This window comes from Alcaligenes ammonioxydans, assembly GCF_019343455.1.
Classification (GTDB): domain Bacteria; phylum Pseudomonadota; class Gammaproteobacteria; order Burkholderiales; family Burkholderiaceae_B; genus Alcaligenes; species Alcaligenes ammonioxydans.
Window position 1 is genome coordinate 2,926,300 of record NZ_CP049362.1, and the last position, 16,045, is coordinate 2,942,344.

General features: G+C 58.2%; 16 protein-coding genes. 7 read left to right on the plus strand and 9 right to left on the minus strand.

What is annotated here, in order from left to right:
- Positions 1-42: 42 nt before the first annotated feature.
- The 5 genes from tolA to FE795_RS13480 all read left to right on the plus strand — a co-directional run bounded on the left by tolA (position 43) and on the right by FE795_RS13480 (position 4,833).
- Positions 43-1,167: a cell envelope integrity protein TolA gene (tolA, locus tag FE795_RS13460; RefSeq protein WP_219235059.1), complete on the plus strand. Its 1,125-nt coding sequence runs from the start codon at positions 43-45 to the stop codon at positions 1,165-1,167.
- Between the two features lie 15 nt (positions 1,168-1,182).
- Positions 1,183-2,493: a Tol-Pal system beta propeller repeat protein TolB gene (tolB, locus tag FE795_RS13465; protein WP_003802282.1), complete on the plus strand. Its 1,311-nt coding sequence runs from the start codon at positions 1,183-1,185 to the stop codon at positions 2,491-2,493.
- A 34-nt stretch (positions 2,494-2,527) separates the two neighbouring features.
- Positions 2,528-3,031: a peptidoglycan-associated lipoprotein Pal gene (gene pal / locus FE795_RS13470; protein ID WP_003802285.1), complete on the plus strand. Its 504-nt coding sequence runs from the start codon at positions 2,528-2,530 to the stop codon at positions 3,029-3,031.
- A gap of 216 nt (positions 3,032-3,247) precedes the next feature.
- Positions 3,248-3,937: a tol-pal system protein YbgF gene (gene ybgF, locus FE795_RS13475; RefSeq protein WP_003802286.1), complete on the plus strand. Its 690-nt coding sequence runs from the start codon at positions 3,248-3,250 to the stop codon at positions 3,935-3,937.
- An 89-nt stretch (positions 3,938-4,026) separates the two neighbouring features.
- The gene (locus FE795_RS13480; RefSeq protein WP_003802288.1) at positions 4,027-4,833 is read left to right on the plus strand and encodes an alpha/beta fold hydrolase; all 807 of its coding nucleotides are present in this window, start codon (positions 4,027-4,029) and stop codon (positions 4,831-4,833) included.
- Positions 4,834-4,899: 66 nt separating this feature from the next.
- On the opposite strand, the gene FE795_RS13485 is transcribed toward FE795_RS13480, so the two are convergent.
- On the minus strand, positions 4,900-5,391 hold the full coding sequence (locus tag FE795_RS13485) for a copper chaperone PCu(A)C (protein ID WP_003802290.1): 492 nt from the start codon (positions 5,389-5,391) through the stop codon (positions 4,900-4,902).
- Between the two features lie 145 nt (positions 5,392-5,536).
- Here FE795_RS13485 and FE795_RS13490 point away from each other — a divergent pair, with 145 nt between their 5' ends.
- Positions 5,537-5,974: a PaaI family thioesterase gene (locus FE795_RS13490; protein WP_230406195.1), complete on the plus strand. Its 438-nt coding sequence runs from the start codon at positions 5,537-5,539 to the stop codon at positions 5,972-5,974.
- Between the two features lie 3 nt (positions 5,975-5,977).
- Positions 5,978-7,384, plus strand: coding sequence for an MATE family efflux transporter (locus FE795_RS13495; RefSeq protein WP_219235061.1), 1,407 nt, complete (start codon positions 5,978-5,980; stop codon positions 7,382-7,384).
- Between the two features lie 187 nt (positions 7,385-7,571).
- Here the strand turns inward: FE795_RS13495 and FE795_RS13500 are convergent, their stop codons facing one another.
- From FE795_RS13500 to FE795_RS13535, 8 genes are all read right to left on the minus strand, one after another.
- Positions 7,572-8,651: a BMP family ABC transporter substrate-binding protein gene (locus tag FE795_RS13500; protein ID WP_003802296.1), complete on the minus strand. Its 1,080-nt coding sequence runs from the start codon at positions 8,649-8,651 to the stop codon at positions 7,572-7,574.
- A 24-nt stretch (positions 8,652-8,675) separates the two neighbouring features.
- A complete protein-coding gene (locus FE795_RS13505; protein ID WP_003802298.1) occupies positions 8,676-9,593 on the minus strand; it encodes an ABC transporter permease in 918 nt (305 codons plus the stop codon).
- Positions 9,593-10,654: an ABC transporter permease gene (locus FE795_RS13510; RefSeq protein ID WP_059318314.1), complete on the minus strand. Its 1,062-nt coding sequence runs from the start codon at positions 10,652-10,654 to the stop codon at positions 9,593-9,595. The genes FE795_RS13505 and FE795_RS13510 overlap by 1 nt, the downstream gene beginning before the upstream one ends.
- Positions 10,641-12,179 carry an ABC transporter ATP-binding protein gene (locus FE795_RS13515; protein ID WP_219236121.1) on the minus strand — a complete coding sequence of 513 codons (1,539 nt, stop codon included), beginning with the start codon at positions 12,177-12,179 and terminating at the stop codon, positions 10,641-10,643. The genes FE795_RS13510 and FE795_RS13515 overlap by 14 nt, the downstream gene beginning before the upstream one ends.
- A 135-nt stretch (positions 12,180-12,314) precedes the next feature.
- Positions 12,315-12,506, minus strand: coding sequence for a YqaE/Pmp3 family membrane protein (locus FE795_RS13520; protein ID WP_003802304.1), 192 nt, complete (start codon positions 12,504-12,506; stop codon positions 12,315-12,317).
- Between the two features lie 135 nt (positions 12,507-12,641).
- Complete coding sequence (locus FE795_RS13525) at positions 12,642-13,628, minus strand: diaminopimelate dehydrogenase (protein WP_131070847.1); 987 nt, start codon at positions 13,626-13,628, stop codon at positions 12,642-12,644.
- Between the two features lie 63 nt (positions 13,629-13,691).
- Complete coding sequence (leuE, locus tag FE795_RS13530) at positions 13,692-14,327, minus strand: leucine efflux protein LeuE (protein ID WP_003802307.1); 636 nt, start codon at positions 14,325-14,327, stop codon at positions 13,692-13,694.
- A 146-nt stretch (positions 14,328-14,473) separates the two neighbouring features.
- Positions 14,474-15,997, minus strand: coding sequence for an acetyl-CoA hydrolase/transferase family protein (locus tag FE795_RS13535; protein ID WP_003802309.1), 1,524 nt, complete (start codon positions 15,995-15,997; stop codon positions 14,474-14,476).
- Positions 15,998-16,045: the final 48 nt, after the last annotated feature.

The following is a 16,045-nucleotide window of genomic DNA, read 5'->3' on the forward strand; positions in this document are numbered from 1 at the left end:
CGGATAGCGTGTTCGCCATCCGGCGCGAAAAACCTGAACTGAATGAAGCACAGAACACGCAATACCCGCAATCAGGCGCTGCGCTCGCCTGAGCAAAAGGAAGATCGGCGCGGCCTGCTCATCGCCCTGGGTCTGCACGGGCTGTTGCTGCTCGCCATTTTTGCCGGCGCCTTTTTTTCTGCGCCCAAAACACCCAATGCGGTCCAGGTCGAATTGTGGATGGACGGTGTTGCGCCTGATGCAGCCGTCAATGCCGACCCGCAAGCTCCTGAGGCCGAAGCCGAGCCGCCGCCCGAACCCGAGCCTGAGCCAGCGCCTGAACCCGAACCCACGCCCGAGCCAAAACCCGAGCCGCCTCCGGCGCCCAAACCACCTCCCGAGCCTGCCAAGGTCACTCCTCCTGCCGAACCCGAAGTAGATCCTGAGATCGCTTTGGAACAGGCTCGCAAGGAGCGCGAGAAAAAAGAGCGTGAGGAAAAACTGGAGCAGGAGCGACAGGAAAAGCAACGCCAGGAAAAGCTGGCAGCGGAACGTCGTGAGCGCGAGCAGAAGGAAAAGCAGGAGCAGGAACGCAAGGAAAAAGCGGAAGCTGAGGCCAAAGCCAAGGCTGAGGCCGAGCGCAAGGCCAAAGCAGAAGCCGAGACTAAAGCCAAGGCCGAAGCCGAGCGTAAAGCCAAAGCAGAAGCCGAGGCCAAGGCCAAGGCAGACGCTGAAGCCAAAGCCAAAGCCGAGGCTGAACGCAAGGCCCGTGCGCAGGCTGCTGCCAAAGCCAAGGCAGATGCTGAACGCAAGGCCAAGGAAGAAGCCTTCCGTCGCGCCATGCGCGAAGGCGCTCCTGGCCGCCCCGGTGGTACCGCAGACCGCAATCAGGCCGGTGGCGGCGGTGGTGATGGTGGCTACGCTGCCAAGGTGCGCGCCTGCGTGCAGCCTGGCGTGGTCTACAGCACCCCGCCCCGCTCTGAAGTACGTGGCAACCCCGCACTGCTGTATCGCGTGGACCTGAACGCCGATGGCACGCCCAATCGCGTTCAAATCAAACGATCGTCCGGCATCGCGCAGTTCGATGATGCCGTATCCAAGGGTCTTGCCCGGTGCAGCCCTTTCCCCAAACCGCCTAGCGGGCAGTATCCATCGTATATTGATGGCGAATACCGCATGTTCGATTAATCAGGAGATTGCATAATGACCGCCGCTACCCCTGCCCTGGCGACCTTAGGTCGTCATTGGCGCGCCACGGCCACTGGAGCGTTTGCCCTGGCTGCTGGCATGTTCGCCAGCCAACCGGCCCAGGCCCAACTGCGGGTTGATATATCGGGTGTGGGTGCTACCCAGTACCCCATCGCGATCGCCGATTTTGCTGACAACCCTGCCAGTCAATCCCTGGCCGAAGTGATCCGCGCCGACCTGACTCGTTCGGGTCAATTCCAATTGATCAATGCCACCGGTGCTGCCTTGAATGCGGAAAGCACCATTGCTTACGACGAGTGGCGCAATCGTGGTGCCGACTATCTGGCCTATGGCTCGGTCACTCAAGCCGGCGGCCAATATTCCGTCAGCTATCGCCTGGTGGACTCGGTCCGCCAGACCCAGCTCGATGGTGTGGCGTTTGCGGGCAGCGAGAAAGAACTGCGCCGCATTTCCCATCAAATTGCAGACCGGATCTATGAAAAAATTACGGGCGTACGGGGCGTTTTTTCGACCCGCCTCGCCTATGTGTTGCAAACAGGCAACAATTACGAGTTACAAATTGCTGACGCTGACGGCCAAAATCCGCAGGTAATGTTGCGTTCTCGACACTCAATCATCTCTCCCGCCTGGTCTCCAGACGGGAAAAAACTGGCTTATGTGAGCTTCGAGAACGACAAACCTGTTGTATATGTGCAAACCTTGGCCACCGGTCATCGTGAGCCACTGGCTAATTTCAAGGGGAATAACAGTAGCCCTGCCTGGTCGCCAAACGGCAATCAGCTTGCTGTTGTGCTCTCCAGAGACGGTATTTCGCAGATTTACACGATAAATGCAGACGGTTCGGGCTTGCGTCGCGTGATGCGTTCACCTCTGATCGATACTGAACCGAGTTTTACGCCCGATGGCAACTCCCTTGTGTTTGTGAGCGATCGTGGTGGCGCTCCGAACATTTACAAAGTGAGTCTGGGTGGTGACGATGCGCAACGCATAACCTTCAACGGGAGTTACAATATTTCACCGGAGGTCTCTGCAGACGGTACTAGGCTTGTATACGTCACACGCAGAAACGGTGCTTTCCGAATTGCCATTCAAGATATGGCATCAGGAGCAGAGCAACTGCTGACGACAGGTCCCGACGATCAGTCTCCGAGTTTCGCCCCTAATGGGATGCAGATCTTATATAGTTCTGTTCAGGGGGGCCGCAGTGTCCTAGCTGTGACATCCGTGGACGGTCGCGTTCGTCAGACCCTCTCGTCTTTGAATGGCAAAGTACGCGAACCCACCTGGGGACCATTTACCAACTGACATCCTGTGTGACTCTTTTTCAAAAGGAATTCAAATGAGCTCGCGCATTCTTAAAAGTCTTTCCCTCGCCGTTATGGCTGCTGCCCTTGCTGCTTGCAGCTCGGTTCCTCTGGATCAATCTGGCTCCGGTTCAACCGGCGGTACTGGATCGGACTCTGCCAGCGCAGGCCAGATCATGGACCCATTCAACCCTCAAAGCCCACTGGCACAACAGCGCTCGGTGTACTTTGATTACGACAGCTACGTCGTTAACGAGCAGTACCGTAGCCTGGTGGAAATGCACGCTTCGTACCTGAGCAGCCATCCTCAGCAAACCGTGCGCATCGAAGGTAATACCGACGAGCGTGGCGGTGCCGAGTACAACTTGGCTCTGGGTCAGCGTCGTTCCGACGCCGTTGCACGCATGCTGGGTCTGCTGGGCGTGAGCAACAGCCAGATCGAAGCAGTGAGCTTTGGTAAAGAGCGTCCAAAAGCCTTGGGTAACACCGAAGCTGATTACGCTGAAAACCGTCGCGCAGACATCGTTTACCAACGATAATTTCTGCATCGACCAAGTGGTTCCGACGCCGTGGCGGTAGTTAACGCCGCGGCGTTTTTTTATCGGCAGCATGCCCGAGCCACTGAAAATTCGTTATGCTGGACACCGGGCTCGCCAGGCCGGCGCAAAGCCCCAGGATGACAGCCCCCACAGAGGGGAGCCCTGCAGGCAGGGAGCCTGCGCACTGCGGATGCACATTTTTTAACGGACTTCACTATGCACGCTTATAAAAAGCCTTTTCGTCTCGCGACCGTCGCTCTGCTGGCGACGGCCGCCCTGTTTGCCAGCCTGCCGGCCAAGGCCTTTGCCGATGACGAGGCCCGACGCGCCATTTTGGAGCTGCGGCAGCAAATTCGTCAGATGAACGAGCAAAACACCCAGGCTCGTCTGCAATTGGCCGATCAAATTGATATGCTGCGCTCCGAGGTAGTGACTCTGCGCGGTCAGGTCGAGAAACTGAGCTGGCAAGCCAGCACCCAGGGTCAGAACACTACTGCCGCTCCGGGCCCCCAAAGCCCGCAAGCCGCTGACCCACAAGAACAAGCCGTATTCGATAGCGCCATGGATGCCTACCGGGCAGGTCAATACAAACCTGCCGCGGATGCCTTTGCCAGCTTTCTCGCCGCCTACCCCACCAGCGTTCTGGCAGACGAGGTTCGCTTTTACGAAGGCAGCAGCCTGTACGCCATCAAGAGCTTTAAAACCTCCATCCAGAAGCTGCAGGCTTTTGTGAAGGCTTCGCCCCAAAGCCCCCGCGCTGCCGATGCTCTGATGGTCACGGCCTCCAGTCAGATTGAGCTGAACGACCTGAGCGGCGCCAAGACCACGTTACAGCGCATTGTGAAAGACTATCCACAATCGGAAGCAGCCGAGACGGCCCGCAGCCGCCTGAAGCTGCTGGAATAGTCCTCCCAGCGCGTAAAGCCATACGGACCGGGTTCAGACCCGGTCTGTTTTTTTCAGGCATTAGCCCTGCCTGCTAACGATTGCTTGCCATGACAGACCCTTTTGCCGATTTCTCCACGCTTGAACTGACCGTCCAAGGCTATCGCCACACTTTCGTCGATCAGGGCCAGGGTGCGCCCGTTTTGCTCATTCACGGTTCCCTGTGCGATTGGCGCTACTGGCGCTGGCAGATTCCCGCTTTTGCCGCTCAGCGCCGGGTTCTGGCTCCCAGTCTGCGCTCTTATTGGCCGGGTGTGCCCAGCCCCGGCAACTTCAGCACGGCGCGACACGCCCAGGACCTGCAGGCCCTGCTGGATCAGCATATTCCTGATGAGAAAGTGCATATCGTGGGGCACTCTCGCGGGGGGCATGTAGCCCTGCTGCTGGCTCAAAGGATGCCCGAGCAAGTGGCCAGCCTGACCTTGGCCGACCCCGGCTTTCCGACTCCTGGTGCGTATTCGTACGCTCCCTTGTTCCAGCAAGTGGCCGAACGCCTGGAACAGGGCGACCGTGATGGCGCCATGGCTCTGTTTGTGGATACGGTTAATGGCTCAGGGACCTGGAAGCAAATGACGCGCTGGTTCCGCGAGATGATTCAGGACAACGCCCACACCATGCTGGATCAGCAGCAAGAGCCCCATCAAGGTCCGGACCTGGAATGGCTCAAGCAAATGGATGCGCCCCTGAGCTTCATCACGGGCGAAAATAGCCCCACGCGCTACCACCATTGTATGGACATCATTCGTCAGCACCGACGCGAAGACCAGATGCACCGCATCCCGCTGGCCGCCCACGGCATGAATCTGGCTAATCCCAAAGCCTTCAACCAAGCGGTGCTGGACGCGCTGCAGGCCTGAAGCCCAATGGAAAACTGGCCGCATGCCGCGACCAGCTCCCGGTTTCCAGCCAAACGTTCAATGCGTTCAATACTCCTGTGTCTTGGCAGGACGCAACTCGCACTCGGCCTGAACCTGAGTATCGTCCGACAAATGCAGACTCAAGATGATGCGCTCGCCCAAGGCCAAATCCTCTTTGGCCTGACCCAGCATCACATGGAAAGCCCCCGGCTTCAGGCTCAATGTTCCGCCCGCCGGGATCTGCACCTCGGAGACATGAGACATGCGCGCCATGCCCTGGTTCTCGCTAGTTTGATGCAGCATCACATGCCCAAAGGACAGTGAGCTGGCTCCTGTCACGGCGACGGACTGCTCACCCTTGTTCTCCAACTCCAGATAGGCGGCCGAAGGGGTGGGCTTGGGCAGCAGGCGCACCCAACATTGGCTGGCATGTACCTGAGTGCTTAAAGCGCGTACCGGTTCAGGCTTGCCATGACCGTGCCCGTCGTGCCCTTGCGCCATCACCGTGCCGGTCGATGCCAGCAAACCCAAGGCCAGAACAACAATGCTGCGTTTCATGATGCTCCTCGCTTCTTTGTGATTGTTTGGAATTGGTCCTGCTCTATTGGCACAGGTGTCGAACTACCCCGATACGCAGGACGATCTGATACAGTACCAGCCAGTATGCCTTTCTTACAACGGCCCTCTTTTCAGTGACGACGTCATGACCCGCACACATTCTGCACCCGAGCCTAAAATCGATATTGTCCAGTTTCGTGATCTTCTAGAGCGTCTCCATCCTTTTGCCGCCGTTCTGGGAATTGATGTGGTGCATATTGGTCATGACAATGCCTGTTTGCGTTTGCCTGAGCGCAACGCCCACCAACGCATGGGAGGCATGGTGGCAGGCCCTATGCTGATGGGGCTGGCGGACCTGGCTTTGTATGCCGCTGTGGTGGGCGCGACCGGCAATCCAGATGCCGTTACCTCCAGCCTGACCATCAACTTCCTGCGCAAGGCCCCACCGGGCGACATTCTGGCTCATGCCCGAATTCATAAGACAGGCCGCACCTGTGCGGGCGATGTGCTGCTGGAGCCGGCCAACGGTGGCCCGGCAGTAGCCCAAGTGATCAGCACCTGGTCTTTGCCGCGCATCCAATAAACCATGCTTGCACAAACCCACACCCCCGGCCCGAGCCAGCTCTGGCTGGCGGAGTTGCAATCGTCCCTGCGTCTGGGCGGGCCATTGATTCTGACCAATCTGGCTCAGGTCAGTCTGTTGGCCACCAACCTGATCTACATGGGCCGACTGGGCCCCGATGAACTGGCTGCCGGCTCCTTGTCGGCCAGTCTGTATCAAGCCTTCATGATTTTCAGCATGGGACTGGTATCCGCCGTGGTTCCCATGCTGGCAACCACGCTGGGGCGGCGGCTGCGTGATGTCCGAGAGTCGCAACAGATCATTCGTCACGGCTTTTTGACGGCCCTGCTCATCACCCTGCCCGCCTGGATGGTGCTGTGGAACGCCGAGCACATCCTGGTGATGATGGGCCAGGACCCCGTCGTGGCGGCACGCGCCGTATCCTATATGCACACCTTGCAATGGGCCCTGCTGCCTTATCTGGGATACATCGTGCTGCGCTCTTTTTTGGCGGCCATGGAAAAACCAGGATGGACCCTGGCGGTAGCGATTATCGCGATTGGCATCAATGCCCTGCTGGGCTGGCTGCTGGTATTTGGCAATCTGGGCCTGCCGGCCATGGGGCTGGCCGGGGCCGGACTGGCCACGACCGCATCGAGCATCTTCATGTTCGCGGCATTGAGCTGGATCGTGTTGCGTGACCCGCGCTTTCGACGCTACTACCTATTCAATGAGGCCTGGCAATGGAGCGCGAAACGGCTGTGGAAAATGTGGTCACTGGGCATCCCTATCGCCATTACCTTCACGCTGGAAACCCTGGTCTTTTACGCGGCCGTCATGATGATGGGGGTGCTGGGTCAATCCGATCTGGCCGCCCATGCGATTGCCATGCAGATCTGCTCCGTGTCCTACATGATTCCTTTGGGCTTTAGCCAGGTGGCCACCATACGTGTAGGACTGGCCGCCGGCCGGGTCGACCCCTTGGGCGCCCGTCGTGCTGGCTGGATTTCCTACATCCTGGGGGTGGGTTTTATGGGTCTGGCGGCCTTGGTGTTCTGGTTCGCCCCCCTGACCCTGATTGGCCTGTTCCTGGATCTGGATGTGGCCGAGAACCAGGCTGTTATTCAGCTAGCTATCACTTTTCTGGCACTGGCAGCGCTGTTCCAGATCAGTGATGGAGCCCAAGCCGTTGCGGCGGGGATGCTACGCGGTCTGCATGATACGCGCATACCCATGGTGCTGGCCTTGCTGGGCTATTGGGTTCTGGGTGTTCCTACAGGCTCTTTGCTGGCCTTTCAATTCAATATGGGCGGCGTGGGCATCTGGATCGGACTGGTCACCGGCCTGTCTGTTGTGGCAATACTGATGACACTGCGCTGGATGCGGGCTTCACGACGTCTGGGACGCAAGCGCCCTGCACAATCAGCCTAGCCTTGAGATCGTCACACCCTATCTAGCTCATTGGAAACAAGGCCCATAGCCACGCCACAACCCCAGCATGCCTGGCCACAACGTGAGCAAATGCCGACACGGCCGCCCCTAGCGGTATCCATAAACAAAGCCCCTTGGCGGAAAATCCGCCAAGGGGCTGTCGTGACGTTACAGTCGGCGATGCGAATTACTGCTTGGGCAGTTTGCTGGCCACGCCTTCCACGTAGTAATCCATGCGGTTCAACGCATCGTCATCCAGGAAACCGGATTCCAGACGCACTTTGCCGTCGTTGTCCTTGATAGGAGCAGCAAAAGGCTGCAGCGTGCCTGCCTCGATCTCGGCCTGCTTGGCCAGAACGAACTCTTTCACGTCAGCGGGCACTTCGGGACCAAAGCCTTCCAAAGCGGCCATGCCGGACTTCAGGCCACCCCAGGTGCTGTCATTCTGCCATTTACCATCCAGCACTTCCGTGGCTTTGCGCGTAAAGTAGTCGCCCCAGTGGTGAGTGACCGCAGCCAGTTGGGCTTTAGGACCGAACTTGCTCATATCAGAGTGGTAGGCAATCGCATACTTGCCGGCTTCCTCGGCCGCTTGTACGGTTGCCGTGGAGTCGGTGTGGTGCGTCACCACGTCCGCGCCCTGCCCCAGCAAAGTGACTGCTGCGTCGCGTTCTTTACCTGGGTCGTACCAGCTATTGGCCCATACCACGCGCACCTGTGCTTCCGGATTCACGCTCTTCAAGCCGATGGCGAAAGCATTAATACCCTGCAGCACTTCGGGAATGGGGTGAGCACCCACGTAACCGACCACATTGGATTTGGTCATCTTGCCAGCCAGCACGCCAGCCAGGTAACGGGACTCGTAAAAACGGGCATTGGTGGTTGCCACGTTAGGAGCTGTCTTGTAGCCAGTGGAGTGAACGAATTTCACATCCGGAAACTGCTTGGCCACTTTCTGCGTCTGGTTCATGTAGCCAAACGAGGTTGTGAAGATCAGCTTGTTGCCTTGCTGGGCCAGATCGCGAATCACACGCTCAGCGTCGGCGCCTTCTGGCACGTTTTCCACATACTGAGTGACCACGCGGCCTTTCAGGGCCTCTTCCATTTGGCGACGGCCAATATCCTGCTGCCAGGTCCAACCGGCTTCACCGATAGGGCTGACATATACAAAACCGATTTTCAGGGGTTCTTGATCGTTTGCCTGAGCGGACACAGGCAAGGCGGCCAGGGGGGAAGCGATGGCAGCGGCCAAAAGAGCCTTGCGCATAAAGTTTCCAGTCATGTCAGTCCTCTAGTTGTTGGGATTGAAGTTTTTGCCAAGCGATGCAGGCATATTCAACCTGATCCAGTTAGCGTTTCGAGAAATTAATACCAGCACAATAATCGTGGCCAGATACGGCATCATGGCCAGCAATTGCGAGGCTACCGGAACACCCAGAGCCTGCGCATGATAGGTCAGGATCGTGACCCCACCAAACAAGTAAGCGCCCAGCATCACGCGCCAGGGACGCCAGGTGGCAAACGTGGTCAGCGCCAACGCGATCCAGCCACGCCCAGCGACCATATTCTCGACCCACATGGGTGTATAGACCAGACAGATGAAGGCACCGGCCAGACCGCAGCAGGCGCCGCCAAACATCAAGGCGCCCAGACGAATGTAGCGCACGTTGTAGCCCAGCGAGTGCGCCGAGGCGGGCGATTCACCCACCGCACGCAGTACCAGACCGGAACGGGTACGAGTCAGGAACCAGGCCACGGCAATGCACAGCACCCAGGACACATAGACCATGTAATGCTGCTGGAAGAAGGCGGGGCCGATCAGGGGAATATCTTTCAGCACGGGAATGGACAACTTGGTCACAACCAGGGAGTTACCGGTAAAAGGCAGGCCGATATAAGCCGAGGCCCCGACCCCGAACAAGGACAGGGCCAGGCCACACGCGACCTGGTTCGCACCCAGCCACACCGTCAGCCAGGCAAAGGCCGCCGCCATCACCATGCCAACAAGTGCGCCCAGCACAAAGCCCAGAGCAGGGCTGCCGGTTTGCACGGCCACGGCAAAGCCTACAATGGCCGCCATCAGCATCATGCCTTCCGAACCTAGATTAATCACGCCCGATTTTTCATTGATCAGCAAACCCAGGGCTGCCAACAGCAAAGGGGTTCCGGCGTTGATGGTTGCGGCCAGCAAAGGGGCAATCGCGTCCATTACTTTCTCCAGACCAAACGCTTGGTGATGAACACGTCACAAGCCAACAAGGAAAACAAGAGGATGCCCTGAAAAATGCCGGTGATCGCATTGGGCAAGCCCAAACGGCTTTGGGCCAATTCCCCACCGATATACAGCAAGGACATCACAAAGGAAGAGAAGATCAGCCCCAGCGGGTGCAGTCGTCCCACAAAGGCCACGATAATGGCTGCAAAACCATAGCCGGGAGAAATAGAGGGCGTAAGCTGCCCGACCGGGCCCATCACCTCTGCTGCGCCGGCCAGTCCGGCCAGTGCGCCCGAAATGAGCAGAGAGCTCCACAGCGCCCTGCGGGATGAAAAACCGGCATAACGAGCTGCCAGCGGGGCCATGCCCCCCACCCGCAAACGAAAACCAGCCATGCTGCGCGTCAGGAACAGCCAGGCTGCCACCGAGGCGATCAAGGCCAGAACAATACCGGTATGCAAGCGAGTCGCCGGCAAGACAGCGGGCAAGAGAAACCCGTCAGAAAACAGACTGGACTGCGGAAAACCGAAACCCTCAGGATCGCGCAAGGCACCGTGCACCAGATAGCTGAGCAGGTGCTGAGCCACATAAACCAACATCAGGGAAACCAGAATCTCGTTGGCATTGAAACGGTCTTTCAGAAAGGCCACGATCGCAGCCCAGGCCATGCCGCCCATCATGCCGCAGGCCAGCGCCACGCCAATCAGGAAAAAACCACCGTTGTCGCCATCGTCCACATGCAGTATGAACGCCCCGGCGGCCAAGGCTCCCATCACCAACTGCCCTTCCGCCCCAATATTGAAGATGTTGGCCCGGAAACAAATAGCCAGACCGACCGAGATCAGCAGCAGGGGAATCAGCTTGACGCCCACCTCGGCCCAGCCATTCAGGTCACGCAAGGGTTCCAGAAAAAAGACATTCAAGCCCGCCAGGGGATTTTTACCCAGGGACCAGAACAAGGTTCCGGCGACCACCATGGTCAGCAACACGGCCAGCAAGGGGGAACACCAGGCCATCAAGGTTGAGGGCGTGGCGCGAGTCTCAAGCCTGAACATGCTTGTCCTCCGTCCACAAACCGCTCATCCATTGCCCGATCTGATCAACACTGGCTTGCGCCACGGGAATAGAGGGAGACATACGACCTTTGGAGATAACAATCAGACGATCGGCGATCGCAAACAATTCATCCAGTTCTTCAGAGATCACCAGCAAGGCACAGCCGGCATCGCGCAGGGCCAGCAGTTCAGCATGAATCTGGGCAGCCGCCCCAACGTCCACGCCCCAGGTCGGCTGGGCAATCACCAGAATCCGGGGCTGACGGGTCACTTCACGGCCGATAATGTACTTTTGCAGATTCCCCCCAGACAGACTGTTGGCTGCGGCCTGCTCATTAGAGGTTTTGACTCGGAAGCGCTTGATAATCCCGCCCGCCAGACGACGAATGCTGGAAAAGCGCAAAAAACCGCGTTTGACCGTCTCTTGATTCTGATGGGACAGCAGCAGGTTTTGTGCCAGCGACAATTCCGGCACCGCGCCCCGCCCCAGGCGCTCCTCAGGCACAAAGCCCATGCCCTGGTCACGGCGCCAGGCCGCGTCACGCTGGGCAATAGGCTGACCATCCAGCAAGATCATGTCAGCCTGTGCCCGGGTATCCTCACCCGACAAGGCGGCCAGCAACTCCTGCTGTCCATTGCCCGAAATCCCGGCCACACCCAGGATTTCGCCCTGGTGCAGATCAAAGCTGACATCCTGCAACTCGCAGGCAAAGGGGTGCGATTTGCTCAGCTGCAAGTGACGGACCTGCAAAAGCGTGCCCCCCTGCCGTGCACGGCGCTCGCCCAAGGACTGGGGTTCGGCGCCAATCATCAGGCGCGACAAACTGGCCGTGGTCTCCTGGCGCGGATCGCAGTAGCCCGTGACCTTGCCCATGCGCATGACCGTACAGGCATTGCACAGCTCACGGATCTCATCGAGCTTATGACTGATATAAACAATGCTGCAGCCTTCGGCAGCCAGCTGACGCAACGTGCCAAACAGGCGGCGCACCGCTTGGGGCGTGAGCACCGAGGTGGGCTCATCCAGAATCAGCAGCTTGGGCTTGCCCAGCAAAGCACGCACGATCTCTACCCGCTGACATTCGCCTACCGACAAGGTATGAATGTGACGCTGCGGGTCCAGGTCCAGCCCGTATTGACTGGCGGTCTCGCGGATGCGCCCCGCCAGCTCCTTCATATTGGTGGAAGCGGGCAGACCCAGGGCAATGTTTTCCGTAACGGTCAGGGTGTCAAACAGCGAAAAATGCTGAAACACCATTCCGATACCCAGTTGCCGTGCCGCTGCCGGGCTGCTGATCTGAACCGCTTGGCCGTCCCACAGAATCTCGCCCTGATCGGGCTTGATCACCCCATAAATGATTTTCATCAGGGTGGACTTGCCGGCGCCATTTTCCCCCAACACAGCGTGAATCTGCCCCGGCAGGATAGACAGGGAGACATGGTCATTGGCGACCACGGCCGGGTAGGCCTTGGTGATCTGGCGAAGCTCCAGGCGTGGTACCGCCTGGGGGTCTACGGACACCATTTGCTCACCGGACTCAGGAGAATGGCCCACGGGAGACGAGAGGGTCATGGCTGTATCAGCAAAAAAAGATAAAACGTCTGAGCAAGCACGTCAGGGCCCGCTCAGACGTAGAGAAAGAGAAGAAAAAGCCGGGGTTTAACGCTTGCCCAGGGCTTGTTCGATTTTCTTGTCGGTCTTGTATTGGCTAAGTGCATATACCGCCCAAATCGCGGCGGGAATCCATCCAATCAGGGTCAACTGCAAGATCAGGCAAATAATGCCCGCCACAGGCCGGCCAATCGTGAAAAAACCCAACCAGGGCAACAGGAGTGCGATCAGTAAGCGCATGGAAACACCCAACATTAGTAAGAAGTGGGCGCTATTTTACCCTTTATTGGCGCACCGAATCATTCAGGCGGAATCAAACCGGAATCGGGGTCCGGTTCTGCCAGGCAGAACCGGGTTGCGACGATGTCACTGAATTTACAGCAGCTCTTTGCGCAACTGCGCGGGTGACTTGGGCGAGAGCAGCCCAGGCGGCACATCCAGCACAGTCTGAGCACCGATCTGACCATTCTTGTTCATGCGGTAGGCGGCACGAGCGTAGGCCACCAGAACGCTGGACGTGAATTCCGGGTTGCTGCCCAGCTTCAATCCGTATTCCACCACTTGCTGCGAGCCCGCCGCAGACTGACCACTGCGAATGACAAAGCCACCGTGAGGCATGGCGGCATGATCTCGCGCCAGGGTCTGGGCGTCGATGAAATTCACTTCGGTGTCATAGTCAGCGAAATAGTCGGGCATGGTCACAATGGCTTCTCGCACAGCATCGGCATCCGCACCCTGCTCCAGCACGACAAAACACTGGCGCTTGTGCTTTTCACGGGTGCTCAGCTCCGGCTGTTCGCCATTACGCACGCGCTGGACCGCTGCTTCGACGGGCAAGGTATATTGCACGCCCCCGGCGACCCCGGCCACCCGACGGATGGCATCCGAGTGTCCCTGGCTCAGACCCTTGCCCCAGAAGGTGTAGGTCTGCCCCACTGGAAGCACACATTCCCCATACAGGCGGTTCAGGGAAAACAGGCCGGGGTCCCAACCCACGGCAATCAAGGCCGTCGTGCCAGCGCCTTGCGCTGCTGCATCCACCGCCGCGTAATACTCAGGAACACGGGCATGGGTATCAAAGCTGTCCACCGTCGTGAACCAGCGCGCCAGAGCCGGGCCTTGCTCGGGCAGATCATTTTTAGAGCCACTACAGAGAATCAGCACGTCAATATCATTACGGTAGTGCTCAATCTGGTCCAGGGCGCGTACGGGCACACCGGCACTTTGCAGTTGCAGGGAAGCGGGATCGCGACGGGTAAAAACGCCGACCAGCTCCATGTCCGGGTTTTGTGCCAGGGACAGCTCTACGCCTCGCCCCAAATTGCCGTAACCTGCAATACCGACACGGATTTTGCTACTCATGGTGTTTTCCTTAAATCTGATAAATAAGTGCTGTCAGAACGGCTGCGCTCTGAGACGGCCGGTTCAGTCGCCGATCATGCGGGCGGCAAAGCCCATGAACAGCAGCCCCACCGAGCCATTGCCCATGCGGGACAAACGCTGATGACGTCGAAACATTCCTGCCAGGCGGTCACCGCCAAAAATCAGCAAAGACAAATAGCAAATGCTGATGATCTCCACCACCAGGCCCAGCACCATAAAGGCCAAGCCCGTGTGACCTTTGGAGGGGTCCACAAACTGCACAAAAAAGGACAGGAAAAACAGGATGGCCTTGGGGTTTAACAAGCTCAGCAGCAAGGCTTTGCGGAAACGGGTTTCGTGACGCAGGCGCGTGTCCACGGACTGCACTGGCCCCCCTTGCCGAAAGGCCGACTGCAAGAGCCGCAAACCCAGATACAGCAAATAAGCGGCACCGAGCCACCGTATGCCCGTATACAACATCGGCAGTGTCTTGAGCAGCGAGGCAGCGCCCAAGGCGGTCAGCGTCATTAAAATACCATCGCCCACCACCACGCCCAAGGCCGCTTTATAGCCTTCGCGCACACCGTGACCGGCGCCACTGGCCAACACGTACAAAGAATTGGGGCCAGGCAAAAGCACGATGACCACCGTGCCCACAACAAACGCCCAGAAATTGACTACACCGATTTGCTCAAGCACGCCAGCCTCGCTAAACGCAGCACAATCTGCAATTTTAGCGCTAAAAAAATGCCCCTGGCACGGGTGGAATGCCAGGGGCGATCAGGTCAGCTTGTAAGGTCTGCGTCGCCGGACTGACTCGGCCACGCATTACCCGACCTGATGGACTACACGGCAAGGAGCTCCTGCGTGTGGAACTGCTCCTGTTTCATGGTGCCCTCTTGCTGAAAACGAACATGCCAGGACAACGCTTCTTCCAGGATATGGGGCGTATGGCCGCCACGCTGACTGGCGCGTTCAAGATAATCCAGCAAAGCAGGACGATAGTCTGGGTGAGCACATTTTTCGATGATGACGCGGGCCCGCTCCCGAGGCGCCAAACCGCGCAAATCCGCCAGGCCCCATTCAGACACCAGTACCGCCACGTCATGCTCGCAGTGGTCTACATGCGAGACCATGGGCACGACACTGGAGATGGCGCCGTCTTTGGCCACGGACTTGCTGACAAAAATGGACAAATGCGCATTACGGGCAAAGTCACCGGAGCCGCCAATGCCATTCATCATGTGCGTGCCGCAAACGTGGGTGGAGTTCACATTGCCGTAGATATCAAACTCCAGGGCCGTGTTGATCGCGATAATACCCAGGCGGCGAACCAGCTCTGGGTGATTGCTGATTTCCTGTGGACGCAAGACCAGCTTGTCGCGATAGTTTTCCAATCCCTCCAGAAACTGGGCCATCTTGGGAGCCGACAAGGTCAAGGAAGAGGCAGAGGCAAAGCTCAACTGGCCCGAATCCAGCATGGCAATTGCGCTGTCTTGCAGCACCTCCGAGTACATCTGCATGTCCGTGAAAGGCGAATCCAGCAAACCATAGGTCACGGCGTTGGCAATCGTCCCGATACCGACCTGCAAAGGCAGCAGGGAATGACTCATACGACCCGCATCGACCTCTGCTTTCAGAAATTCGATAATGTGACCGGCGATGGCCTGGGTTTCCTGGTCAGGGGGCAGCACGCTGGAGGGACTGTCCAAAGCGTCGGTCACTACGATACCCACAATACGGGCAGGATCAACCTCAATCGCGGTGGTGCCAATACGTTGGTCCACATCGGTCAACTCAATAGGCTGACGATGGGGGCGGGCCTGGGGTACATAAATATCGTGCAGACCTTCCATTTCCACCGGCATGCTCAGGTTCAGCTCGACAATGATCTGACTGGCCTGCTGGGCGAAACTGGCCGAGTTGCCAACCGAAGTGGTGGGCACAATCGCGCCAGTCTCGGTAATGGCAACGGCCTCAATCACCGCGATATCAATCGCAGGCAGATTGCCCGAACGCATGTGCTCGACGGTCAAGGACAAGTGCTGATCCGTAAACAGGACCTTGCCTTCATTGATGTGACGGCGCAACACTGAATCTACTTGAAACGGCGAACGACGGGCGAGCACACCTGCTTGCGCCATCAAACCATCGCTATCATTCCCCAGCGAGGCGCCGGTTACCACATTCAGTTTTAATGGCTCGGTGCGGGCGCGCTCGGCCAAAGCTCGAGGCATGACCTTACAGTCCCCGGCACGGGTAAAGCCGCTCATCCCGACATTCATCCCGTCCTTGAAGAAGGCGACGGCCTCCTGAGCGGTCATGACTTTGCCTTCCAACCCGGGGAAACGAATGCGATCCTTGAACATCGTGTGCTCCTGTCTCTGTGTCATTGATCTACCTGCTGTTGCTTTCGG